General features: G+C 65.5%; 17 protein-coding genes and 3 pseudogenes (1 of these 20 only partly in view). 6 read left to right on the top strand and 14 right to left on the bottom strand.

Annotated elements, in window-relative coordinates:
* Nucleotides 1-935, bottom strand: a pseudogene (locus tag XCSCFBP4642_RS0102495) (IS1595 family transposase); it reaches 84 nt to the left of the window's first position.
* 203 nt (nt 936-1,138) lie between these two features.
* A pseudogene (locus tag XCSCFBP4642_RS29830) lies at nt 1,139-1,435 on the bottom strand (putative peptide maturation dehydrogenase); the annotation flags it as partial.
* Nucleotides 1,436-1,515: 80 nt separating this feature from the next.
* Between XCSCFBP4642_RS29830 and XCSCFBP4642_RS26270 the strand changes: the two are divergent.
* Nucleotides 1,516-1,854, top strand: coding sequence for an NHLP-related RiPP peptide (locus XCSCFBP4642_RS26270; protein ID WP_084624367.1), 339 nt, complete (start codon nt 1,516-1,518; stop codon nt 1,852-1,854).
* Here the strand turns inward: XCSCFBP4642_RS26270 and XCSCFBP4642_RS0102485 are convergent.
* The 4 genes from XCSCFBP4642_RS0102485 to aceB all read right to left on the bottom strand — a co-directional run bounded on the left by XCSCFBP4642_RS0102485 (nt 1,794) and on the right by aceB (nt 8,802).
* Nucleotides 1,794-4,454, bottom strand: coding sequence for a putative peptide modification system cyclase (locus tag XCSCFBP4642_RS0102485; RefSeq protein ID WP_029218396.1), 2,661 nt, complete (start codon nt 4,452-4,454; stop codon nt 1,794-1,796). The genes XCSCFBP4642_RS26270 and XCSCFBP4642_RS0102485 overlap by 61 nt on opposite strands.
* A 3-nt stretch (nt 4,455-4,457) precedes the next feature.
* The gene (locus XCSCFBP4642_RS0102480) at nt 4,458-5,534 is read right to left on the bottom strand and encodes a GGDEF domain-containing protein (protein WP_029218395.1); all 1,077 of its coding nucleotides are present in this window, start codon (nt 5,532-5,534) and stop codon (nt 4,458-4,460) included.
* Nucleotides 5,535-5,725: 191 nt separating this feature from the next.
* Nucleotides 5,726-7,021 (bottom strand): isocitrate lyase, encoded by a 1,296-nt coding sequence (aceA, locus tag XCSCFBP4642_RS0102475; RefSeq protein WP_029218394.1) that lies wholly within the window; start codon nt 7,019-7,021, stop codon nt 5,726-5,728.
* Nucleotides 7,022-7,185: 164 nt separating this feature from the next.
* The gene (aceB, locus tag XCSCFBP4642_RS0102470; RefSeq protein ID WP_029218393.1) at nt 7,186-8,802 is read right to left on the bottom strand and encodes a malate synthase A; all 1,617 of its coding nucleotides are present in this window, start codon (nt 8,800-8,802) and stop codon (nt 7,186-7,188) included.
* 119 nt (nt 8,803-8,921) lie between these two features.
* Here aceB and XCSCFBP4642_RS0102465 point away from each other — a divergent pair, with 119 nt between their 5' ends.
* The 3 genes from XCSCFBP4642_RS0102465 (at nt 8,922) to XCSCFBP4642_RS0102455 (ending at nt 11,133) form a co-directional block, all read left to right on the top strand.
* Complete coding sequence (locus tag XCSCFBP4642_RS0102465; RefSeq protein ID WP_029218392.1) at nt 8,922-9,878, top strand: LysR family transcriptional regulator; 957 nt, start codon at nt 8,922-8,924, stop codon at nt 9,876-9,878.
* A gap of 93 nt (nt 9,879-9,971) precedes the next feature.
* Nucleotides 9,972-10,697 carry a helix-turn-helix domain-containing protein gene (locus XCSCFBP4642_RS0102460; RefSeq protein WP_029218391.1) on the top strand — a complete coding sequence of 242 codons (726 nt, stop codon included), beginning with the start codon at nt 9,972-9,974 and terminating at the stop codon, nt 10,695-10,697.
* A 73-nt stretch (nt 10,698-10,770) separates the two neighbouring features.
* On the top strand, nt 10,771-11,133 hold the full coding sequence (locus tag XCSCFBP4642_RS0102455) for a VOC family protein (protein ID WP_029218390.1): 363 nt from the start codon (nt 10,771-10,773) through the stop codon (nt 11,131-11,133).
* A gap of 217 nt (nt 11,134-11,350) precedes the next feature.
* On the opposite strand, the pseudogene XCSCFBP4642_RS0102450 reads toward XCSCFBP4642_RS0102455, so the two are convergent.
* Nucleotides 11,351-11,557: pseudogene (locus XCSCFBP4642_RS0102450) on the bottom strand (TetR/AcrR family transcriptional regulator C-terminal domain-containing protein); the annotation flags it as partial.
* 376 nt (nt 11,558-11,933) lie between these two features.
* Between XCSCFBP4642_RS0102450 and xopN the strand changes: the two are divergent.
* Nucleotides 11,934-14,093 carry a type III secretion system effector XopN gene (gene xopN, locus XCSCFBP4642_RS0102445; RefSeq protein ID WP_029218388.1) on the top strand — a complete coding sequence of 720 codons (2,160 nt, stop codon included), beginning with the start codon at nt 11,934-11,936 and terminating at the stop codon, nt 14,091-14,093.
* Nucleotides 14,094-14,209: 116 nt separating this feature from the next.
* Here xopN and dcp read toward each other — a convergent pair whose 3' ends face one another.
* The 4 genes from dcp to arfB form a co-directional block, all read right to left on the bottom strand.
* On the bottom strand, nt 14,210-16,378 hold the full coding sequence (gene dcp, locus XCSCFBP4642_RS0102440; RefSeq protein WP_029218387.1) for a peptidyl-dipeptidase Dcp: 2,169 nt from the start codon (nt 16,376-16,378) through the stop codon (nt 14,210-14,212).
* A gap of 109 nt (nt 16,379-16,487) precedes the next feature.
* Complete coding sequence (locus XCSCFBP4642_RS0102435; RefSeq protein ID WP_029218386.1) at nt 16,488-17,498, bottom strand: isoaspartyl peptidase/L-asparaginase family protein; 1,011 nt, start codon at nt 17,496-17,498, stop codon at nt 16,488-16,490.
* A gap of 90 nt (nt 17,499-17,588) precedes the next feature.
* Entirely contained in the window at nt 17,589-18,218 is a 630-nt protein-coding gene (locus XCSCFBP4642_RS0102430; protein ID WP_029218385.1) for a lysophosphatidylcholine acyltransferase, read from the bottom strand.
* A gap of 2 nt (nt 18,219-18,220) precedes the next feature.
* The gene (gene arfB / locus XCSCFBP4642_RS0102425; protein WP_029218384.1) at nt 18,221-18,652 is read right to left on the bottom strand and encodes an alternative ribosome rescue aminoacyl-tRNA hydrolase ArfB; all 432 of its coding nucleotides are present in this window, start codon (nt 18,650-18,652) and stop codon (nt 18,221-18,223) included.
* Nucleotides 18,653-18,741: 89 nt separating this feature from the next.
* On the opposite strand from arfB, the gene XCSCFBP4642_RS0102420 reads away from it, so the two are divergent.
* Nucleotides 18,742-19,290, top strand: coding sequence for a DUF2059 domain-containing protein (locus XCSCFBP4642_RS0102420; protein WP_029218383.1), 549 nt, complete (start codon nt 18,742-18,744; stop codon nt 19,288-19,290).
* A 495-nt stretch (nt 19,291-19,785) separates the two neighbouring features.
* Here XCSCFBP4642_RS0102420 and XCSCFBP4642_RS0102415 read toward each other — a convergent pair whose 3' ends face one another.
* From XCSCFBP4642_RS0102415 to XCSCFBP4642_RS0102405, 3 genes are all read right to left on the bottom strand, one after another.
* On the bottom strand, nt 19,786-20,556 hold the full coding sequence (locus XCSCFBP4642_RS0102415) for a pseudouridine synthase (protein WP_029218382.1): 771 nt from the start codon (nt 20,554-20,556) through the stop codon (nt 19,786-19,788).
* A 98-nt stretch (nt 20,557-20,654) separates the two neighbouring features.
* Nucleotides 20,655-22,328, bottom strand: coding sequence for a ubiquinone biosynthesis regulatory protein kinase UbiB (ubiB, locus tag XCSCFBP4642_RS0102410; protein ID WP_029218381.1), 1,674 nt, complete (start codon nt 22,326-22,328; stop codon nt 20,655-20,657).
* Nucleotides 22,325-22,969: a ubiquinone biosynthesis accessory factor UbiJ gene (locus XCSCFBP4642_RS0102405; protein WP_029218380.1), complete on the bottom strand. Its 645-nt coding sequence runs from the start codon at nt 22,967-22,969 to the stop codon at nt 22,325-22,327. Before XCSCFBP4642_RS0102405 ends, ubiB begins: the two co-directional genes overlap by 4 nt.
* Between the last annotated feature and the right edge of the window lie 191 nt (nt 22,970-23,160).

The following is a 23,160-nucleotide window of genomic DNA, read 5'->3' as shown; positions in this document are numbered from 1 at the left end:
AAAACCGGCTCTGGGCATGGTGTGGATTGCATCATGGCCGTGGCAAGTCGTGGCAGCATCTCGCGCAAGCGGAATCGACGATTAAAACGATAGGCCGCTTCTCCCAGGTAACGCCTTGCGTATTTGCCTTGCGCGATGGCGTGATACACGCCACTGATGGCGCGTTTGAGATTGCCCAGCACCACGTTGAGCCAACGTGCACCGGCCGTTTCGGTCGCGGCACGACCACCGCCAGTGTCCAGCGTGGTGTGCGCGTGGCCGGCGTCTTCTAGCCGGCGGAAGCAGGCCAGCCCATCGGTGTAGACCTCGCATTCGGGCGCCAAGCGACGGGCAATCCAGTCCTGCAGCGAGGTGTTGTCGAAGCTGCGCACCGGCTCGATCACCACAAAGCGCGGCGCGGTGAAGGTGGCATCGGTCTGCACCGCAATCAGGAACGCTTGTTTGTTCTCCGATCCGCGTCCGGCCTTGCCACCGTTACGCTCGCCGCCGAGATAGGCATCGTCGATCTGCACGAAACCCGCCAGTTTCCGCATGGATTCGCGCTCGGCCATAACCTGCATGATCTTGTGTTTCATCCGCCAGGCCGTCTTGTAGTTGACGCCCAGATGCCGCATCAACTCCAGCGCGGCCATGTTGGTTTTGGTCGAGGTCAGCAGGTGCAACGCCAGCATCCAGGTGCGCAGCGGCAGCTTGGTGCCTTCGAACATCGTGCCTGCAATCAGGCTGGTCTGATGCCGGCACGCGCTGCATTGGTAGTAGATCGCAGCACCCCGCTTGAAACGCGAGCGCACGCGTCCGGCACAAACAGGGCAACGAAAGCCTTGCGGCCAGCGCCACTTGTAAAGCGCGCGATAGCACTTGGCTTCGGTGCCGTAGGACGCGAAGAACTCAGGCATCGACAATCCCGCTTGGAACTGCACGGCATTGATACTCATCACGCCACCTCGTTGGCTTCAGGTGACAGCAGCATCCACCCAGCGCGGCGCAGATCCTGCGACAGGCGGCTGATGGTCAGGGCTAATCAGGNAACGCCCGGCCACGGCAGACGCTTGGCTGGAAGACGCCGAACCAGGCGCTGGAAGAAGAGATCGCTCAATTCAACTCACGTGTTGCACTTGCAAGTTGAGACCGCCCTGTCTCGATGCCCGGCATGTTCCGGACAGTCGCTGATGACCAGACCGCAATCCATCAGGCGGTCGATCCCCGCGGGAACCGAAGCCAGCTGCTCAATCGATTGCCACCGTAGGTGACTGAGCTCTCCAAGAAAGTCGCGCTCAGCCGCCGCGACCTCTATCTCCGCATCCAGGTGGGGCGCCAGTGCAAGCCAGCGCGTACGGCGTCGTAACCCATCGCCTCCCGCCAGCAACTGAGCAAGATCGAATACTGCATCGTCGCGAAGTTCGAAGAACAATGTGGTGCATCGACGGATCTGCATCTGAACTTCTCAAGGACCGATAAATACGGTCGATATTGTCTCAGTTACCCTCAGCCCACACTCTCCCACTCGAGAAGACCATGGCCTTGACGAGCGATACTGCCCATCCCGCGATTGATGCCTCCATCGCAGACAAGCTTCTGGAGTTGCTTTCCAGCGACGATGCATTCCGTGATTGCTTCCAGTGCAATCCAGCACAGGCACTGGCCCAGATCGGCGCACCTGGCGCCATCGTAACCAACGCCGCCCCGGGGCCAGGCGACGCTTATTACTGCATGACCTCCAGCCAGCTCGCCTCAAAGGAAGACATCGCTCAGGCGCGTGCAGAATTGCACAGCCAGTTGACCGAAAAGACCAATCACACCGTGATCTTTGCCTTCGAATCGGAGAGTATTCGCTCCACCCTGCTGCGCAAGTAGGGCGGCAACTGCGGCACAGGCCAGGCGCGCGTGAACGCCTGGACCTGTTTACGTGCTTCCTGGGTACGCCCCAACGCGTGTAGGGATTCGGCCGCCCAAAGCTGTGCAATGCGTGCGTTGGCTACATTGAGTGGTTGCAATGTCTGCGAGGCATTTGCCTCGATGTAGGCAAGCCCACGGTGTGAAGCCAGCCAGCGCGCCTGCTCCAGTGCCTCGGCATCTCGTCCCGCCTGCTGCAGCAACGCGTACAGGGCGACACGTGTCTGGAATAGATCGCTGTCCCTGACAGGCAGGCGAGCAAGCGCTGCCTCATGCCTGCCGCCCAACGCCAGATGCTGCGCATCGACAATGGCACGCAGCCTTGCGAGTACCGTAGATTCATTCAAAAGCGCCGGCTCGATGGCCGCCAGCGCACGTGCGGTCAGGCCGTCATCCCCATGGCGCTGTGCCTGGCTTACCAGGATCAGCAACATTGCAGCATTGTCTTGCAGATTGGGATCGTCGGGAGCTGCAGCTTTCACCTCACCTATCAGCTGATCATAGGCTGAGCTGAGCACGGGCAGCACGTTTGCCACGCCATCGACAATATCTGACGTGCTGGCTGCAATTACAAGGAACTGGCGATGGCTGAATGTATCGGTTTGTTCGCTTCGCGCAAGGCCCTGGGCGATGGCAGCCCGTGCGGTCCTCCAGTCTGCATGGTCGAGTGCAATGCTGGTGCGATCGATCAGGGGGACGACATCGTCGTTGGCGTATCCGTTCTCCACGATCTGATCGAGCGCTTTCTGCGCATCTGGGTAACGGCCCATCACTGCCAATGCATTGGCCTTGCGCCTCAGGGGGCCAGCGCGATCTCCGTCACCGGAGCGCTCGAACTGGTGCAGAGCCTCCGCTGTCATCCCTTGCGCGAGCAGGATCCGTCCGACACGATCCGTGGCAATGGATCGCATGGGATCCTGCACGACGTCGGCGGTGCGGGCATACGGCAACGCATCGGAAAAACGGTTGGCTACGAATAGATGCCACGACGTATTGGCGGCACCAGCGAAGTTGTCCGGGTAGAGGGATGCCAAGGTTCTCCATAACGGCAGCGCCTTGCTGACGGTGCGCAACTCTGCCGCCCAGGCATCCAGGTACAGCTGATCACGTTCGGGAAGGCGCGAGCGGTAGCGAATAGCCTTGTCCAGGTACGGAAGTGCACCACGACGGTCTGACAAGGCAACCTTGATCCGCGCCGCTCCCAGGTATGCGAGGGCAAAGGTGGGATCGATGGCAACGGCGCGATCAAACAGTTCAAGCCCCTCGCGCCATTGTCCCCGCGCAGTCGCATCCTCACCGAGTGCGTAAGCACGTAACGCATCCAGGCTGGACGTCGTGACTGCAGGAAGCGGGATGGAATTCTTGTCGACTGATGCCGCAAGCTCGCCCAGGCCCAGCCTCAGCTTTCGGGTGATCTGGTCGACCGATGACAACGCAGATTGCAATCCCTCGCCCTGCACGAATTCCGAGTGCACAGTGGTCTGTGTGCGTGGATCCACCAGCTCCACACTGAAACGCAATTTCCCTCCGATCTCGGCCACGGTCGGAAGAATGACAGCGCTAGCGCCATCGCGCAGCGCCACTTCCGAGGCAATGCTGCGATCGATGACCAACGCATTGGGATCGCGCTGCATTCGTTTCACCGTATCGCGCACCTTCATGTCACTCAGCACGTTGACGTAGCGCGATTGCTCCAGGCTGATCCGCAGCGCCTGCTCCAAGGTGCTGTCCAGCAGCGTGTTGCCGGTGAGATTACGGACATCGCCCACCACAACCCAGTCACGATTTGCGAACGCGATCGCCGGTTGTGGACGGACAAAGAACCAGACGGCGATACCTACCGCCAGTACGACGCAAACCTCGGCTACCAGCGCGGCAGGTCGACGCCAGAGCGGAATGTCGCGCCAGGCCTTGGCCGAGTTCTTCGGCACGCGCAGCGGGGTCAGGCCGACTTCGCCGACTTCGTAGATCTCCATCGGCGTGGGCACGCCCTTGAAGCGCCAGCGGCCGTGCGATTTCCACAGGATGCGCTCGGCACGGTCGCCCAGTTCGCGTGCGGCGCGATGCGTCAACGATTCGGCGACGGCCGAGATCAGGATCTGCCCCGGCCGCGCCATCGACATCAGCCGTGCGGCGGTGGGCTTGGCCAGCCCTTCCACTTCCAGCGGCTTGGCGCCGATGCTTACCGCCTCCTCGCTGTTGCGCCAGGTCAGCACCTCGCCCACGTGCAGGCCCTGTCGCGCGCACAGCGTTTGCGCGTGGCTCTGGCTCATCGCCTTCAGGCCGCGGGCATAGTCCAGCGCAAAGCCCAGCCCGTCGATGGGGCGGTCGAACAGCAGCAACAGGCCATCGGAGCGGTCGATCAGGCGGCCGCGCCACTGCTGCTGCAACATGACCACCAGGCGGTCATGCTCGCGGAACAGCGCGGCGGCGGCGTTGTCGCCGATGCGTTCGACCAGCGCGGTCGAATCGCACAGGTCGGTCAGCAACAAGGTGCGCAGACGCGGCGCCTGGATCGCTTCCGACGACGCGTCCTTGCGTGCGTGGGTGCGGGCGCTCATTGCTCAGCGGGTATCCGGTTCGGGCGCAATGCCGGGAAGCGGCGCGGTGGTCACGGCGAGCGTGTCGTGCATGCACAGCACGTTGCCGCCTTGTCGCTTTGCTTCGTACAAGGCGCTGTCGGCAAGTGTGTACCAATCGTTCCAGGCCGCTTCCGCGTCGATCATGCACAGCCCGACACTGACTGAGCAGCCCTGCTCGCTCTGGCCGTTGCACAGGCGCGCTTCCACCGCACGCACGATGCACTCGCCGATGTGATGCACCAGCTCCGGGGCGCCTTGCGCAACCAGCACGCAGAATTCGTCGCCCCCCAGGCGGCAGGCCAGATCGCCATCGGCGATCACCGAACGCAAGGCATGGGCCACGTTCTGCAATACGCGGTCCCCGGCCAGATGGCCGAATTCGTCGTTGATGCGCTTGAAGCGATCGCAATCGATCAGGATCAGCCCCACGCCGGGCACATTGCCGGCGCGCCGGCATTCCTGCAGATACAGCGCCAGGCCGCGTCGGTTGTGCAGGCCGGTCAACTCATCGGTGCGGCTCAGCTCTTCGGTGTGGTTGAGCTGGTGCGAGGTGACATAGAGATTGTCCAGCGCCGCTTCCAGATCGTGGTTGCGACGGCGCAGCTGACGGATCAGCAATTGCTCGTTGTTGACCACGCGCACGATCGAGCGACGCAGGAAATGCGCCACCATCGACGGGTCGTGGTCCACGAGCCGTTCGAAATCGGCATGTGCCAGTTCGATCAGGCGGCTGTCCATCGAGGCGCTGGCACCGGCGCTGCGCGCGTGGTCGCCGATCAGCAAGCCGAGCTCGCCGAAGAATTCGCCAGGCCCCAGATGCTTGAGCATCAGGTCTTCGCCGAAATCCAGATCGATCTGGCCGCTGATCACGATGAACATCTGCGTGCCCACCGCACCGCGCTCGAACAAGGCCTGGCCTGCCGCGATATCGCGGGTACGGCCAAAGCGGGCGAAGAACGCCAACTCGTCGGCTGTCATTGACGCATGCAGCCCGTCGGACAGCGTCTTGGCAACGCTTCCCGTCGGTTCGACCGCGCCTGCGGTTTTATGGCAAGTCATCCCTCATCCTCAGGCCGGCCTGCAACGTTAGCCCGTGGGCAAATCCTACCGTAGCCGCCTGTTCAGCACCACATCACAGTTGTTCTCACCAAGAAAGAGACAAGATGACGGGTATTGGACGCAAAAAGGGGCTCGGTTTCCCGAGCCCCTTCCCCCTTCCGGGGTGGCGACATGCGGCGGCCTGCTGCAGGCTAGGCCGCCTTCTCGCCATGGAACTGCTCTTCTTCGGTGGAGCCGCGCAACGCGGTGGTGGACGACTGGCCCTGCTGGATCGCCTGGGTCACTGCATCGAAGTAGCCGGTGCCGACTTCGCGCTGGTGCTTGACTGCGGTAAAGCCCATCTCGGCCGCTTCGAATTCGGCCTGTTGCAGTTCGACGAAAGCACTCATCTGGCGGCGCGCATAGCCATGTGCCAACTGGAACATGCTGTGGTTCAACGCATGGAAGCCGGCCAGGGTGATGAACTGGAACTTGTAGCCGTAGCTGGCCAGCTCGGTCTGGAACCTGGCGATGGTGGCGTCATCCAGGTTCTTCTTCCAGTTGAAGCTCGGCGAGCAGTTGTAGGCCAGCAGTTTGCCGGGGAACCTGGCGTGGATGGCCTGCGCGAAGGCGCGCGCGAATTCCAGGTCCGGCTTGCCGGTCTCGCACCAGATCAGGTCGGCGTAGGGTGCATACGCCAGGCCCCGGCTGATGGCCTGCTCCAATCCGTTGCGGGTCTTGAAGAACCCTTCGACGGTGCGCTCGCCGGTAGTGAACGCGCGATCGTTGGCGTCCACGTCGCTGGTGATCAGGTCGGCCGCTTCGGCATCGGTGCGTGCGATCAGCACGGTCGGCACGCCCAGCACGTCGGCTGCCAGGCGCGCGGCGTTCAACTTCTCGATCGCCTCGCAGGTGGGTACCAGCACCTTGCCGCCCATGTGCCCGCACTTCTTGACCGAGGCCAGCTGATCTTCGAAATGCACGCCGGCCGCACCGGCTTCGATCATCGCCTTCATCAGTTCGAAGGCGTTGAGCACGCCACCGAAACCGGCTTCGGCGTCGGCCACGATGGGCTGCAGGAAGTCGATGGTGTCCTTGCCTTCGGCATGGTGCAGCTGATCGGCGCGCAGCAAGGTGTTGTTGATGCGCTTGACCACCGCCGGCACCGAGTCGGCCGGGTACAGCGATTGGTCCGGATACATCTGCCCGGCCAGATTGGCATCGGCCGCCACCTGCCAGCCGGACAGGTAGATCGCCTTCAGGCCGGCCTTGACCTGCTGCATGGCCTGGTTGCCGGTCAACGCGCCCAGCGCGTTGACGAACGGCGTGGCATGCAACGAGGTCCACAGCTTGTCGGCGCCCAGCCGCGCCAGCGAGTGCTCCACATGCACGGTGCCGCGCAGGCGCACTACGTCGGCGGCGGTGTAATTGCGGGTGATGCCGGCCCAGCGCGGGTTGCTGGCCCAGTCCTGCTGCAGGTGGTCGGCGCTTTGCAGTGCAGTGCTCATCTTGCGTTCTCCTGAAGAGGTACGACGGATGCAACGGGGGAAGGAACGGTGTGCATGACGATGCACGCGGCATGGCGAGGCCTTCCGCTGCGCAGGCACGCGCAACGGGCGGTGTGGAACGTTGCGGTGAGCGCTGCAGCGCCAGGGCCGCTGCAGCGCGGCGATCAGTCGATCAGGCGGTAGGCCGGAACGGTGAGGAAATCGGCCAGCTCGTCGGCGCGGCTGAGTTCTTCCAGCAGCGCGATCGCCTCATCGATGCGCGCGGCGCCGGGCAGCGTGCCGGCAGTGCCCAGCCGGGCCGGCAACGCGCGCAGGCTGGCCTGCAACAGCTGTCTGTCGATGGCGGTACCGTCGTCCAGATGCTGGCCGTGATGCAGCCATTGCCATAGTTGCGCGCGGCTGATTTCGGCGGTGGCGGCGTCTTCCATGAGGTTATGGATCGGCACGCAGCCGTTGCCATCCAGCCACGCGGCCAGATACCGCACGCAGACGTCGACATTGCCTTCGAAACCAGCGCGGGTGATGGTGCCGGGGGACGGGGCGATCAGCATGTCGCGCGTCACCTGCACATCGTTGCGCAGCACGTGTTGCTGGTGCGCGGTGGGCATGTGTTCGTCGAACAGCTTCATCGCCACCGGAATCAGCGCCGGATGCGCCACCCAGGTGCCGTCGTGACCGGCGCTGACTTCGCGCAGCTTGTCGGCACGCACGCGGGCCATGGCCTGTTCGTTGGCGGCTTCGTCGTGGTTGATCGGAATCTGCGCAGCCATGCCGCCCATCGCATGCGCACCGCGGCGATGGCAGGTCTTGATCAGCAGCTCCGAATAGGCCTTCAGGAATGGCTGGGTCATGGTGACCTGGCCGCGCTCGGGCAGCACGCGGTCGCGGTGCGACCGGAAGGTCTTCAGATACGAAAAGATGTAGTCCCAGCGCCCGCAATTGAGCCCGACGATGCGCTCGCGCAGCGCGTGCAGGATCTCGTCCATCTCGAACACCGCCGGCAGCGTTTCGATCAGCACGGTCACCCTGATCTGCCCGTGCGGCAGGCCGAGCATCGCTTCGATATGCGCCAGCGCGGTCTCCCACAGCGCGGCTTCTTCCATGCTCTGCAACTTGGGCAGATACAGATACGGGCCACGGTCCTTGGCCAGCAGGGTGCGGGCGTTGTGGAAGGCGAACAGCGCCGCGTCGAACAGGCCGCCGGCCAGCGGCTGGCCGTCGATGTGGACGTGCTTCTCGTCCAGGTGCCAGCCGCGCGGGCGCACGATCAGCACCGCACGCTCGGCTTCCGGGCGCAGCGCGTAGTGCTTGCCGTTGGGGGCGTCGAAGCGCAGATCGCCGCGCACCGCTGCCGCCAGGGTGCGCTGGCCGGCCAGCAGGTTGCGCCAGGTGGGTGCGGTGGAATCCTCGAAGTCGGCCATGAACACCTTGGCGCCGGAGTTCAACGCGTTGATGACCATCTTCGGATCGGTCGGGCCGGTGATCTCCACGCGACGGTCATGCAGCGCTGCCGGCAGCGGGGCCACGCGCCAGTCGCCGGCGCGGATGGCGCGGGTGTCGTCGCGGAAGTCCGGCAGCTGGCCGGCATCGAACGCGGCCTGGCGCGCGCGCCGCTGTGCCAGGCGCTGCTGCCGGCCCGGTTCGATGGCGCGGTGCAATGACACCAGCAGGGCCAACGCGGCCGGCGGCAGGAGTTCGGCCTGCCCGGCGACCTGGGTGGTCAATGACAGGCCGGGCGTGGCCCGGTCGGTGGAGCGTGGGGCGAAAGCGGTGGCAGACATGTGGGAGATCCGTGTGCGTCCGGGCATTCACCGTGCGCCGGCAAACAGTATTTGACAAAGCAGTTTTATCAATGCTGTAAATAAGCTCAACTTATACTTTGCGCATTGTCAGCTGCCCTATGGCGCCAACTCCGCGTTTTTCCTACAAATCCGACCGGCTCAAGCCCCTGCGTGCCTTCTGTCAGACCGTACGCCTGGGATCTGTCTCACGGGCGGCTGAGGCGCTTTACGTCAGTCAGCCGGCGGTGACGCTGCAGTTGCAGGCGCTGGAACGCGATCTGGGTGTGCCGTTGTTCGAGCGCTCCGGGCGACGCCTGGCGCCCAGTCGCGAGGGCCAGCTGCTGTACGACATGGCGCTGCCGCTGGTGGAAAGCCTGGACGGGCTGGAAGCCAGCTTTCGCGAAAAGGTGCGCGGGCTGGATGCCGGCGAACTCACCATTGCCGCCAACAGCTCCACCATCCTGTACCTGCTGCCGCGCATCGTGGAGAACTTCCGCGCGCGCCACCCGGATGTGCGGTTGACCCTGCACAACGCCATCAGCGCCGATGGGACCGACCTGTTGCGCGAGGATGCGGTGGACCTGGCGGTCGGCTCGATGCTGGATGTGCCGGCCGACCTGTCCTACGCGCCGGTGTATCGCTTCGAGCAATTGCTGATCACCCCGCCCGATCATCCGTTGGCGCGCAAGGCCAGCGTGACGCTACAGGAACTCTCGCCGTATCCGCTGATCCTGCCGCCGCGCCGGCAGGTCACCTATCGCCTGGTCGACCTGATCTTCCAGCAGGCCCGCGTGCCGTACACCGTGGCGCTGGAGGTGGGCGGCTGGGAGGTGATCAAGCAATATGTGGCGATGGGCATGGGCATTTCCATCGTCACCGCGATCTGCGTGACCGATGCCGATCGCGACCGGCTTGCCACGCGCTCGCTGAAGGATTTTTTCCCCACCCGCAGCTATGGCGTGGTGGTGCGCAAGGGCAAGTACCTGTCGCCGCAGGCGCGCGCCTTCATCGAACTGATCCAGCCGGATCTGTTTACGCCGCGCGGCTACGACGAAGGCGGCGATTCGGAGCGCTGAGGGGAGGGCGCCGCGGTGGCGCGACCACCGCAGCACAGCTCGGCACGCCTCGTCCTCCAGGTGCATCGACACGTTTTGCCGCAGACTGCCGCCATGCCCCCGCACACCCAATCCCGCTACACGCAACTGCCGCCGCCGCCCGAGTTGCGCACCCAGCTGCGTTGCAGCTGGCGCTATCGGCAAGGCGCGGCCAGTGCGCCGGTGCGGGTGTTGCCCGACGGCTGTGTCGACCTGATCTGGGATGGCGCTTCGTTGTTCGTCGCCGGCCCCGACCAAGCCGCGACCATGGCCTGTGTGGACGCCAGCAACGTGCTCACCGGCGTGCGATTGACGGCAGGCGCGGCCGCCGGTGTGCTCGGTCTTCCACTGCACCACATCGCCGACCAGCGCGTGGCACTGGATGCGCTGTGGGGGCGCGGTGCGGGCGACTGGCAACAGAAGCTGTGCGATGGCGCCGACGTGGTGCAGACGTTGCACGCGCTGTGTCGGCAGCGCGCAGCACCAGTGGACCGGCAGATGGCGTTCACCTTCGCCCAGCTGGCCGGAGCAGCGCCGCCGCGCCTGCCTGCGTTGTGCACAAGCCTGGAAATCAGCGAGCGTCAGCTGCGGCGGCGCTGCCATGCCGCGTTCGGCTATGGCCCCAAGACGCTGGAGCGGATCTTGCGGCTGCAGCGTTTCCTGCGGCTGGCAGGCAGCCAGCCCACGCTGACCGCCGCTGCGCTGGAGGCCGGGTATGGCGATGCGCCGCATCTGGTGCACGATGCGCGGCAGCTGGCCGGTTTGAGTCCGCGCGAGCTGGTGCAGCAGCACGTGCAGTGATGGCCGTTTTCGCCAAGCCGCCAGGTCGCTGCGCAGGGCACGCTGTGCAGCCACCGACCGCCAGGACATCGCCATGCAACACAGTGCACAGCATCACCGTATCGACTATCTGGAATTTGCCGTGACCTCCATCGCCACCGCCAAGGCGTTCTACGCTGCGGCGTTGGACTGGACGTTCCAGGACTATGGCCCGGACTATTGCGAGTTCCGCGACGGCCGCCTGAGCGGCGGCTTCTTCCATGGCGCCCCGCAACCAGGTGGCGCCCTGGTGGTGCTGGCCTCGGACGATCTGGCGGCCTCCCAGGCACGCATCGAAGCCGCTGGCGGCATCATCACCCGCCCGGTGTTCGCATTCCCGGGCGGGCGGCGTTTCCACTTCACCGACCCGCACGGGTACGTGCTGGCGGTGTGGACGCAGGATGCTGCCGGCGCGTGAGCCGCGCCTGCGTGCACGCAGCGTGCTCAAGCGCCATGTTGATGTTGGACAATGCCTGCCGGTGCGCACAGATGCACTGCAACGGCAGGCAGAACATCGCACGTCAGCCAGCGGCGCATGGACGGCACGAACAGCGCGCAGGGTGAGAACGGCACGGCCGCCTCCGGGCACAGGACCACGCCCGCCTGCGCACGCGCCGCCGTGTTGCAAGCGGAGCTTACGTGCGCCAGTACAGCGCCAGAAACATCGCCAGCGCCGACTCGGCCACCTGCGCCTGTTGCGCGGCCGACAACGGCGGCTGGCCGAAGGCCAGCTGCGGCCAGAACGCAAAGCCCTTGATCAGCGACTGCAGCTGTTGCGAGGCGAACTCCGGGTCCACCGGCGCCAGGCGGCCATCGGTCAGTGCCGCGCGCAGCCAGGTGGTGATGGGTTGGCGACCAGGTACTGGCTGAGGCATGCCGATTGGCTGTCCTCACGTTTTGATGGCGTACCACGCCCGCACCCGACATCGGCCCACACCGACGGGGGATTCGGATGCAGCGACGTCAATTCTGTTATCCGGCAAAGGTGGTCCCGGCAGTTTGGTGAAATCCACGCGCAATGCAACCCGCTGTTTGGAGCATCATCTCTGAAATGTTTGCGCCGCGTGGCCAAACCCAGTGTCCCCGTGGCGTCGTGGCGACCACTCCGCCCCCTGAACAATGCAGCCAGCTCCAGGCTGGTTGACGATTGCATCCCTAGCCACCGGCCATCGGCCATTGATCGATGCCGCCACTGCATCAAGCGCCAGGAGAAATCTGATGAAACCTGCTGCATCCGCCAATCCGTTCAATAGCCCCGTGTCAGCGTCAACTCTAGGCACTCATGAGGTTGAGGAAGAAGCATCCCCGCAGGCATCGCCCCGCCATTCGTCTGCCCAGCCCGAGGGTGCATTGAGCATGCTCTCGCGCCGTCCGAGCAAGCGCGGCAATGAGACCGCAGACGCCGCTGCGCCTGCATCCCAGACGGCCAGCGACGCAACCTTGGTTGATCTGCAGGTTTCCCAGCCTGCAACGTTATCAAACCCCGCCACAACGTCGTTGGTGCGACTCAAAGAGCAACTGGCTGCCGACAGCCTGCGCCCGGTCGAGCCGCAGCTGGCCGCCGAACTCATCAACAAGATGAGGCCGATGAAATTGCCGGACGCCACTGGCCCGCAGGAACGCGCAGCAACACATGCGGATCTGTTGGGCCGCATCCGCGAGACGGATGCGATGGCGTGGTACAGAGCGCAGGGATTGAGCGAAAACGAGGTTTCCAACTTGCGGCGCACCGCGTTGCTGTCGGGCATGCCCAACCCCACCGGCAGCTTCCTCAACAATGCAATGCAGTACATCGTCTCGCCCTGGATCAACCACGCAACCCGTCAGCCGTGGGCGGGCGCGGGGTTCGGCTTTGCGACAGCAGCGATCGCCGCGCCCATGAATGCGGCACAGCAGTCGGCGGTGGTCAGCCTGTGCGAATCCATCCGCGAGCACGGCGGACACGTCATCGTGCCGGACAAGGAGCAGATCAACGATAAGCATTGGCTACCGGAGCTTGCGAAGGCACTGGAAAGCCACATCGAAGAATTCAGCGGGGGCTGCGACAGGTTTCGCGCACTCAAGGACGCCGCAGACCAGGACCCCGCGGCGCAGCCGAATGCCGACTTCGTTGCCGCGGCTCATCACTTGCTGCAAGCCGAAGCACGCCTGCATCAGGCCCAGCATCACTTTGTCATGACCCAGGGCGCGCACGATCGGCAATGGATGGGCAATCGCTGGCAAGCGGTCCCGCGCATTCTGCGTTCGCCAGTGGCGGGCACGCTGGGCCTGCTCAGCAAGACCGGCGCAATGCGGGCGTTGTCGCCGACCGCGCAGACCGTCGGCGCCCTGCTGATGACTGCCGTGCAGCACGTGGCTGCCGGCTTCGACGAACAGGCAAAACAGGATTACAACAACAAGCTCAATCTGCTGTACGCCGATGTATTGACCGACACGGGCAAGGCGAAACTTGCACGTGGCGAGCCAGTGGCGGCAGAGGAGATCGAACAGGGCAAATTGCGCAAACTGATTCAATCGCCTACGCAGGCGCTGGTGAAACGCGTCACCAGCGGACTGGTGTCAATGGAAAAGGCACTCAAGGCGGAACTCGCCGCGTCGCGCTCGCCGCAGGCGACGACAGGCGCCGACGACCTGGATCTGGAAGCGGGCCACGGCGCCGGCCCGGCGAAGGCGCTGAAATTGCTGAGCCAGGACCTGCAAGCCTTGCGCGGGGGCAGGCTGGACGAACTCGATCCGGATGGCGTCGCAGCAACGCTACTGCTCGGCGCCGAGAAGTCTGTGGTCTCGGACCAACTGATCGGCGATATCGTCAAGAAGTACACTTCGCGCGAGTTCTCGGCACAGACCGCCCAACGCATCGGCCAGATGTTTCATCTAGGCGTACTGGGCAGCGCGGCGTCCTCGGTGATCGGCAAGGCCAGTTCCGCAGCGCAGGGCGGAACGCGCAACGTGCCGATCCCGCAGACATTGGCAATTTCCGCCCTGTCAGGAGGCATGGCTGCGGTCGGCGCGCTGAATCAGCACATCGCCATCACCGTCAAGAACAACCGCCGCGAGGGCGAGACAGACATCGGATTGAAGCAGCAAGTATTGCGCGGCGTAATGGGGGGCGCCAACGAAGCGCTGTCCCAACGGCGGGCAACCAAGGCGAGTCGAAAGATCAATGCGCTGGTGCAACGCAGCGATGTGGAAGAGCTGTTGAGTCTGGCCAAAGCGCTCACCCAGCGATCCGGGGCCACGTCACCTGCGACGCATGCGTCGCCCTCGCTGCCCCTGCCAGAAGCGGTGGAACAGCTGCGTCCAGGCGTGGCGTCCGCATCGCAGTCGCACGAGGTCATCGTGCAGATCGGGGAGGATTGGGCACCGCCGCCGGCGTAATCCGACACCCGCTGCGACGCTGCGAGACATCAAAACGATGCGAGCAAACGGGATGGCGCAATGCCATCCCGTCTGGATCATCGCCGGCATTCGCGTGCGTCGTGCACGCGGGTGCCTCACTCGGTCAACCCACGGTTTTCCAGCAGCGCCTTGACGCTGGGATCCTTGCCGCGGAAATCGCGGTACAGCGTGGCCAGGTCGACCGTGTTGCCGCGCGAGAGGATCTTGGCGCGGAAGGTGTCGCCGTTCTTGCGGGTCAGGCCACCGTTTTCCTTGAACCATTCGAACGCATCGTCGTCGAGCACTTCCGACCAGAAGTACGCGTAGTAACCGGCCGAGTAACCGCCGCCCCAGATGTGGTCGAAATAGGTGCTGCGGTAACGCGGCGGCACTTCGGCCAGGTCCACCTTGAAGCGCTTCAGTGCATCGGCTTCGAACTTGCTCACGTCCTGCAGCGGCGCGTCGGCCGGCTGGGTGTGCCAGGCCAGGTCCAGCAGCGCCGCCGACAGGTATTCGGTGGTGGCGTAGCCGCTGTTGAAGGTCTTGGCCTTCTTGATCTTTTCCACCAGCTCGGCCGGCATCGCCGCGCCGGTCTGGTAGTGCTTGGCGTAGTTGGCGAAGACCTTGGGGTCGGACGCCCAATGCTCGTTGAACTGCGAGGGGAACTCGACGAAGTCGCGCGAGGTGCTGGTGCCGGAGATCGAGGGGTACTTCACCTTGGAGAACATGCCATGCAGCGCGTGGCCGAACTCGTGGAACAGCGTGGTGACGTCATCGAAGCTCAGCAACGCGGGCTGGCCTGCGGCCGGCTTGGTGAAGTTGCACACGTTGTAGACCACCGGCTTGGCGCCGGTGAGGCCGTCCTGCTCGACGAACACGTCCATCCAGGCGCCGCCGGACTTGCTGTCGCGCTTGAAATAATCGGTGTAGAACAGCGCCATCGAGGTGCCGTCGGCATCGAACACCTCATACACCTTCATATCGGCGTGATAGGTCGGGATGTCGGTGCGCTGCTTGAAGGTGATGCCGTACAGCTGCGTGGCGGCGTAGAAGACGCCGTTGTGCAGCACGTTGTCCAGCTCGAAGTACGGCTTGATCTGCGCCTCGTCCAGGTCGTACTTGGCCTTGCGCACCTGCTCGGCGTAGAAGTCCCAATCGGAGGCGGCGAGTTTGAAGCCACCGTTCTGCGCATCGATGACCTTCTGCATTTCGGCCACTTCGCGGCGTGCCTTGGCGGTGGCAGCAGGCACGGTGTCGGTCAGCAGCTTGAGCGCGGCGGCCGGCGTCTTGGCCATCTGGTCGCCCAGGCTGTAGGCGGCGTAGTTGTCGAAGCCGAGCAACTTGGCCTTCTGCGCGCGCAGCTGCGCCAGGCGCTGGATGATCTGGCGGGTATCGTTGGCATCGCCCTTCTCCGCGCGCGTTTCAGAGGCCTTCAACACCTCCGCGCGCAGCGCGCGATTCTTCAGCGAGGCCAGCACCGGCTGCTGGGTGGTGTTCTGCAAGCTGAGCAGATACTTGCCATCCAGCTTGCGGGCCTTGGCCGCATCGGCGGCGGTGGCGATATCGCCTTCGCTCAGGCCATCGAGCCTGGCGGTGTCGTCCATCACCACCGCACCGGCGGCCGAGGCAGCGACCAGACGCGTATGGAACTGCGTGGAGAGCGTGGTTTCTTCGATATTGAGCTTACGCAGGCTGGCCTTGTCGGTATCGGACAGCTGCGCACCGGCACGCACCAGGTCTTCGTAATCGCGTTCGAGCAGACGCTTCTGCTCGGGATCCAGATTCAGCGTATCGCGCTGGTCGTAGAGGGTTTTGACGCGCGCAAACAACTTGGGATCGAGATTGATCTCGTCCTGATGCGCAGCCAGCTTGGGCGCGATCTCTTCCTGGATCTTCTGGCGTGCGTCGCTGGTATCGGCCTGCACCAACCCGAAGAAGATGCGCGACACGCGCGTGAGCGTTTCGCCACCGCGCTCCATCGCCTCGATGGTGTTGTCGAAGGTGGGCGGCTCACTGTTGTCGGCAATCTTGCGGATATCGGCCAGATGCAGGCGCATGCCTTCTTCAAACGCCGGCAGGTAATCGGCGTCCTTGATCTTGTCGAACGGCGGCGCCTGGAACGGCAACGTGCTGGCGGTCAGCAGCGGGTTCGATGCAGCATCTGCGGCCGGGACGGCAGCGGTTTTCTTGGGCACGGTGGTGGACTCCTGGCCGGACGACTCTTTTCCAGAACAAGCGGCCAGTGCCAGGGTGATGGCGGCGGCCAGAACGACGGTACGCGACATGGCGGGTGATTCCTGAGTGGGTAATGCAGCCGGTCACGCTAGCGGGTTTCGCGACCGCTGGCATGTGCCGTTGGATTGGCCGGACGAAACGCGGTTGGGGATGCCGGCGCTACAGCGTCTCGTCCTTGAAAATCGCCACATGCGGGGTGCCGTCGGCGCCGATCCAGCCGCGGTACATGCCCTCGGTAGTGAACGGAAACGCGGCATTGCCCTGTGCATCCAGCGCAATGGCGCCACCGTCGCCGCCGGCGTTGGGAATCTGCTGGTCGATCACCGTCTCTGCCGCCTGTTGCAGCGATTGCCCGGCGTATTTCATGCGCGCACAGATGTCGTAGGCAGCCACCGCGCGGATGTAGAACTCGCCCCAACCGGTGCCGGAGACGGCGCACTGCGCATTGGCATAGGTGCCGGCGCCGATGATGGGCGCATCGCCCACGCGGCCGTAGCGCTTGTTGGTCATGCCGCCAGTGGAGGTGCCAGCGGCCAGATGGCCGTCGCGGTCCAGCGCCAGCGCGCCGACGGTGCCGAAATGCCTGGCGGTTTCCAGGTCCAGCGCCGCCTGCGCCTGCCGATCGCCGGACTCGGCCTTGAGTGCTTTTTGCAGCTGCTGCCAGCGTTTGTCGGTGCGGAAATAGCTCGGGTCGACCAGGGTGATGCCCTGCTCGCGCGCGAACTGTTCGGCGCCGTCGCCGACCAGCATCACGTGCTTGGAGCGGTCCATGACGCGGCGTGCCAGCTGGATCGGGTTCTTGACCGTGTGCACGCCGGCAATCGCCCCGGCCTTGCCGCTGGCGCCATCCATGATGGCCGCGTCCAGCTCGTTCCTGCCGTCGTGAGTGAATACCGCGCCGCGCCCGGCGTTGAACTGCGGCGCGTCCTCCAGCACGGTGATGGTGACCGCCACCGCCTCTACCGCGCTGCCGCCGCGGTTCAACACCGCATGCCCGGCGCGCAGCGCGCGTTGCATCGCTTCACGGGCCTGGGCTTGTTCGTCGGGCGAGAGGCTGGATGTCTCCACGCCGGCGCCGCCGTGGATGACCAGCATCGGCGTGGCTGCCAGCGCCGGGCCGGCGCACAGCAGCAAGGACAGGCACAACGTGCGGGCAGACTTGGCGATCATGGGGTTTCTCGATGGAGTGAACGTTTCGACGACAGACGCAGCGCACTCACCACATACCGCCAGCGATCCGTCAGCCGCGTGCCACCGGCCTCACAACGTATCGCGATGCTTGCCGCGCCACGGCCGGTACCAGGTGCGGATGGCGGCGATGTCGGCAGCCATGTCGGTTCCGGTCCAGAACGGCTCGCCGATGCCCACCGTCTTGCTGGGGTAATCGAAGTACACCGGCAGGATCGGCACCTTGGCATCGGAGGCGATCTTCCAGAAGCCGGCCTTCCACTGCTCCACCCGCTTGCGCGTGCCTTCCGGGGTGATCACGTACCACATCTGCTCGGAATTGCGGATCAGCCGCACCGCCTGGCCGATGGTGCCCTGTGGCGAGCTGCGATCCAGCGGGATGCCGCCGAGCTTGCGCAGCAGCGGGCCCAGCGGCCACCAGAACAGCTGCGCCTTGCCCAGCACACGCACGTCGAAGCCCAGCGCGAACTTGGCCGCAAAGCCCAGGAAGCCGTCCCAGTTGGACGAATGCGGCGCCACGATCATCACCAGCTTGGGCTCATTGGGCAGCCGCCCGAGCAGGCGCCAGCCGGTCAGGCGCAGGGCGGTGCGGCCCAGCCAGCGGATGAAGCGGCCATGCGCGCGCGGCATTCGGGGCGGGGACGGCTGCAGCAGGATGTTGGCCTGTGTTACCGGTGGCAACGACGGGGCGGGTTGACTCACGCTTACTCCCAGTGGGACGCAGAGCGTCCACGCTTGATATGGCTGCGCTCACGCTTGGCATCCAGCCGCCGCAGCTTGGCACCATGACTCGGTTTGGTGGCGACCCGGCGCTTGGGCACCGACAGGCACGCACTGATGATCTCGGCCAGCCGCTCGCGCGCATCCTCGCGGTTGCGGTCCTGGGTACGGAAGCGCTGCGCGTCGATCACCAGCACGCCCTCGGCGGTCATGCGGCGGTCGCGCCGCGACAGCAGCCGGGCCCGCAACGGCTCGGGCAGCGACGGCGAGCCGGCCACGTCGAAACGCAGCTCCACTGCGGTGGACACCTTGTTGACGTTCTGCCCACCGGCGCCGCTGGCACGCACGAAGCGTTCGACGAGTTCGCTGGGCGGAATCGTCAGGCTGGGGATGATCTGGATCGGGTCGCTGGCCATACGCGCCGATTGTATCGGCAGCGGCACGCATGCGCGCGAACGCCGGCCTCCCGTATGCTGCGGCCGGTTCCCCATTGCAGGATGCTCCGATGACACTTTCTTCTTCGCTCGCTGCCGCACGCGGCCTTGCCCGCCGGTTGTTGCTGTCGGCCCTGCTGGCCGTGGCGGCCCCGGCCGCGCTGGCGCAGGCGCAGGCGCCCAGCGATGCCGACGTCAACCGCCTGCTGGCGGCCTCGCGCGCGCAGACCATGCTGGACACCATGCTGCCGCAGATCGAAGCGATGCAGCAGCAGCAGTTCGCCCAGCTCACTGCACAGCGCCCACTCGACGCCGCCCAGCAGGCGCAGCTGCAACGCATCCAGGAACGCACCCGCCAGACCGTGCGCAAGGCGCTGTCGTGGTCGGAGCTGCGCCCCATGTATGTGGACATCTACAAGCGCTCGTTCTCGCGCGAGGACGTGCTGGCCATGGCCGAGTTCTACGAGAGTTCGGCCGGCCAGAGCCTGCTGGACAAGACCCCCGCCCTGACCCAGAACCTGATGGGCGCCATCCAGCAGAAGATGCTGCCGCTGTTTGCCGACCTGCAGAAGGATCTGGAGAAGATCGTCAATACGCCGGCCCCGGCGCAGAAGCCCTGAGGGGCGGGAATCGGGAATCGGGAATCGTTGGAGCATGGCTTGCTGGTGCTTAGCTCAGTTGAGAGTGACGGGCGCTTTATAAAGCCCCTCTCCCTGCGGGGCGAGAAGGCACAGCTTGCGCGCCACTGGCGCGCGTGCCTTGGAGCGCTCGCGCCGCAAGCGCGGGCCGGGGCGGGGAGCGGGGTTGGGGTGAGGGTACGTGGCGAAGCCCTTGTGACTTTCCACCGCGGCAGGCTTCGCACGTACCCTCCTCCGCCCCTTCGGGGCACCTTCTCCTCCATAAAGGAGGACAATGTCCCAAAGGGAGAAGGATGCAACGGCTCATGCGCCTGGCATGCAGTGCGGCAGGGCTGGCGTACCAGCCACACTCCGCGCTTGAAGCGGCACGCTTGCGCGGCTGACGCACAGGCGGAACTGGGTACCGGTGCTGCGCCTGGAGCGTGGAGCGTTTGCGCGCGCAGCGCCCACCGGCCTCCGGGTCACGGCGTGCCAGCGCTATGCCTGTGCCGTCGCCTGCAACTGCGGCATGTCCCAGCCGAACAACGCGCAGGCCTTGGCGAATTCCACATCCAGCGGTGCGGTGACGCTGATGCGCCTGCCGTCGGCCGGATGGGGAAATTCCAGGCGTTCGGCATGCAGCAGCATGCGGTGGATGCCGAGCATGCGGAAGCTGCGGTTGTGGCGGCCGTCACCGTGGCTGGTGTCGCCGATCATGTGATGCGACAGGTGCTTCATGTGACGGCGGATCTGCCGGAAGCGGCCGGTCTGCGGCTGGCAGCGCAGCAACGCATAGCGCGAGGTGGCAAAGCCGGTGGACGGAATTTCCAGCTCGCCGGTGGCCAGGCGCTGGAAGTGCGTCACTGCCGGCTTTTTCACCGGTTTGCCGGGGCCGCCGTCCAGGTCGTGGTCGACGACGAACTGCTCCTCGGCCGGCCAGCCGCGGCACACCGTCAGGTAGTGCTTGTCCACCTCGCCGGCCATCAGCGCCTTGCCCAGCGCGCTGGCGCTGTCGCGGTCGAAGGCCAGCAGCAGGCAGCCGCTGGTGGCGCGGTCGAGCCGGTGCATCAGGAAGATCGGCCGGCCCAGCTGTTCGCGCAGGCGGTCGGCCAGGAAGTCGTATTCCCCGCGCGCCAGCTTGCTGTCGTGGACCATCAGGCCCGCGGGTTTGTCGACGACGGCCAGGACGTGGTCCTGGTAGAGAATCTGCAGAGGCTTGGGGGATGTGCTCACCTGCGGATTATCCGCATCGCTGACACCGCGTGCCACTGCGTCAGCAGACTGCCCCGCGCTGGCCCATGCCGCTATCTGGCAGCGCACTGGCGCCGCCCACTCCATGGGCGTGCGCGGCGCAGGCAGCGCGCCGTCTAGCGACGCAGCCAGGCCACCAGCAGCGCGGCGGTGCCGGCGCCGCCGCTGATCCAGCTCCATACCGGCACGGTGCCCAGATACCAGCCGTCCGGATGCAGGCCGTACAGCACTGCGGCGACCACCAGCAGCCCGCTGCCGGTGATGGCGGTGACCACGCGGGTCTGCAGCTTGCTCAGGCTCAGTTCCAGCGCACGCAGCTCGGTAGAGCGGATCTCCAACTGATGGCGGCCTTCCACCTGCTGCTGCAACCAGCTGTGCACCAGGCGCGGCATGTCCGGCGCATGGGTCATGATTTCCGGCAGTCGCTTGCCCAGCTCGCGCAACGCACGGCGCGGGCTGTAACGCTCGCGCAGGATGCGTTCGAGCACCGGTCGCGCCACCGCCCAGATGTCCAGCTTGGGGTCGAGCTGACGGCCCACGCCTTCGATGTTGAGCAAGGTCTTCTGCAGCAGGATCAGCTGTGGCTGCAGCGTCAACTCATAGCGCTGGGCCACGCGGAACAGTTTGATCAACACCTGCGCCAGCGAAATTTCCGACAGCGGCCGGGTGAAATACGGCTCGCATACCGAGCGCGCGGCCGCTTCCAGTTCGTCGATGCGCACGTTCAAGGGCATCCAGCCCGCCTCCACGTGCAACTCGGCCATGCGGCGGTAATCCTTGTGGAAGATCGCCATGAAGTTCTCGGCCAGGTAGTACTGATCTTCCTGCGAGAGCTGGCCCATGATGCCGAAATCCAGCGCGATGAAGCGCGGATTGAGGCGGCGCTCCGGGTCCGAATCGACCCAGATGTTGCCGGCGTGCGCATCAGCATGGAAGAAGTTGTCGCGGAACACCTGGGTGTAGAACACGCGCACGCCCTTGGCGGCGAGCGCCTTGCGGTCGATGCCGGCGGCGTCGAGCTTGGCGATGTCGTCGGAGGGAATGCCGTACACGCGCTCCAGCGTGAGCGCACGCTCGGCGGTGTGCGACCAGATTACTTCCGGCACGTACAGATCGTCCGAGCCTTCCCAGAACCGGCGCAGCACGCTGGCGTTGGCGCCTTCGCGCTGCAGGTCCAGTTCGGCGGCCAGGGTGCCTTCGATCTCGGCCACCACTTCGCGTGGGCGAATCTTCTCGGCGCGCGGATGGGTGCGTTCGACCAGCGTGGCCAGCGAGTGCAGCAGCGCGATATCGGCATCGATCTGGCGCTCAATGTCCGGGCGCAACACCTTGACAACCACTTCGCGGCGTACGCCGTTGGCGTCGGGCGGCAACGTGGCCGCATGCACTTGCGCGATCGATGCCGAGGCCAGCGGCACGGTGTCGAAGGAGGCGAACGCCACGCTCACCGGCAGCCCGAGCGCGCCTTCCACGATCAGGCGGGCGGCCTCGCCGTCGAACGGCTTGACCCTGTCCTGCAGCAAGGTGAGTTCTTCGGCCACGTCGGCCGGGATCAGGTCGCGCCGGGTCGACAGGATCTGCCCGAACTTGACGAAGATCGGGCCCAGTTCCTGCAGCGCCAGGCGCAGCCGCGCGCCACGCGATTGCGCGGCGATTTCGGCGCTGGCACGCGGTACGAATGGCTTGGCCAAGCGCAACCAGCGCTCGGCCGGGGTGCCTTCGAGCAAGGCATCCAACCGGTAGCGCAGGATCACCCGGCCGATGCGGCTGGCCCGCAGGATCGCCTTCATGCCGCGCCTCCGCTCGCGCGCAGGCGGCTCACGCGTGCGGCCAGCCGCTCCACATCGTCGCGCAGCTCGTCCACGTCGTCGTGGAAGGCTTCGAGCTCGGCACGTGGCACCACATCGCGCGATTCTTCGGTGACGAATTCGGCCGCGCTCTGCGCCAGATCCGATGCGCTACGACGCGCCTGCTGCAGCGCCGTGCGGACCGCACCGGCGATCTGCACGCCCAGGATCTGCCCGAACACCGCCACGAACGGCAGCTGCCAATCCGGATCGAAGCGGCCGGCCAGCTGCTGCAGCTGGCGCGCCAGTTCGGCGTCGCCGGACACCCTGAGCCGCCCCGCCGGCGCACCGCTGCGGCGCGCATTGGCCAGGAACGGCAATTGCCCGAGCAGACCGGCCAGGCTACTACGCACCGCCAGATCCGGTTCCTGCGCCGGGTCCACCGGCCCCACCAGCAGCCGGCGTTCGTGCACGCGGATCTGCAGGGCCAGGGCCGGCGCGTCCAGGGTCAGCGCGATGCGCTGGCCTTCCAGCGGCAGCAGGGCGTCGCGGGTGTCCGGGTCCAGCGCCAGCGCGCGGTTGAGCGCGGCCTGCAGGGCCTGGCCGGCGAGCGGCTTGAGTGAGTCAAAAAGTGATCCGGGCATGGACGCATTCTACCGCCCCCGCATGTCGCAGCTGGCTGACGATGGTGGGCGCTGCGCACCGAAGGCTGCCGCGGTGGCCACGGCAGGCGCTTGCTTGGCGCGATCGATGCAACGGCGCGGCCTGCAGGGCCCAGCCGGCCGGTGCTGTGCGGTGGCGCGTCGGAAGGCTGCGCTCGCTACGTTGCGCGGGC

The organism is Xanthomonas cassavae CFBP 4642, from assembly GCF_000454545.1.
GTDB lineage: Bacteria > Pseudomonadota > Gammaproteobacteria > Xanthomonadales > Xanthomonadaceae > Xanthomonas > Xanthomonas cassavae.
The sequence above is the reverse complement of the archived record's forward strand: the minus strand, read 5'-3'. Positions and strand labels throughout refer to the sequence as shown.

Excerpts from the sequence above, each read along its gene's own strand:
- XCSCFBP4642_RS26270 (WP_084624367.1), top strand. The coding sequence starts at position 1,516 with ATGGCCTTGACGAGCGATACTGCCCATCCCGCGATTGATGCCTCCATC.
- XCSCFBP4642_RS0102485 (WP_029218396.1), bottom strand. The coding sequence starts at position 4,454 with ATGAGCGCCCGCACCCACGCACGCAAGGACGCGTCGTCGGAAGCGATC.
- XCSCFBP4642_RS0102480 (WP_029218395.1), bottom strand. The coding sequence starts at position 5,534 with ATGACTTGCCATAAAACCGCAGGCGCGGTCGAACCGACGGGAAGCGTT.
- aceA (WP_029218394.1), bottom strand. The coding sequence starts at position 7,021 with ATGAGCACTGCACTGCAAAGCGCCGACCACCTGCAGCAGGACTGGGCC.
- aceB (WP_029218393.1), bottom strand. The coding sequence starts at position 8,802 with ATGTCTGCCACCGCTTTCGCCCCACGCTCCACCGACCGGGCCACGCCC.
- XCSCFBP4642_RS0102465 (WP_029218392.1), top strand. The coding sequence starts at position 8,922 with ATGGCGCCAACTCCGCGTTTTTCCTACAAATCCGACCGGCTCAAGCCC.
- XCSCFBP4642_RS0102460 (WP_029218391.1), top strand. The coding sequence starts at position 9,972 with ATGCCCCCGCACACCCAATCCCGCTACACGCAACTGCCGCCGCCGCCC.
- XCSCFBP4642_RS0102455 (WP_029218390.1), top strand. The coding sequence starts at position 10,771 with ATGCAACACAGTGCACAGCATCACCGTATCGACTATCTGGAATTTGCC.
- xopN (WP_029218388.1), top strand. The coding sequence starts at position 11,934 with ATGAAACCTGCTGCATCCGCCAATCCGTTCAATAGCCCCGTGTCAGCG.
- dcp (WP_029218387.1), bottom strand. The coding sequence starts at position 16,378 with ATGTCGCGTACCGTCGTTCTGGCCGCCGCCATCACCCTGGCACTGGCC.
- XCSCFBP4642_RS0102435 (WP_029218386.1), bottom strand. The coding sequence starts at position 17,498 with ATGATCGCCAAGTCTGCCCGCACGTTGTGCCTGTCCTTGCTGCTGTGC.
- arfB (WP_029218384.1), bottom strand. The coding sequence starts at position 18,652 with ATGGCCAGCGACCCGATCCAGATCATCCCCAGCCTGACGATTCCGCCC.
- XCSCFBP4642_RS0102420 (WP_029218383.1), top strand. The coding sequence starts at position 18,742 with ATGACACTTTCTTCTTCGCTCGCTGCCGCACGCGGCCTTGCCCGCCGG.
- ubiB (WP_029218381.1), bottom strand. The coding sequence starts at position 22,328 with ATGAAGGCGATCCTGCGGGCCAGCCGCATCGGCCGGGTGATCCTGCGC.
- XCSCFBP4642_RS0102405 (WP_029218380.1), bottom strand. The coding sequence starts at position 22,969 with ATGCCCGGATCACTTTTTGACTCACTCAAGCCGCTCGCCGGCCAGGCC.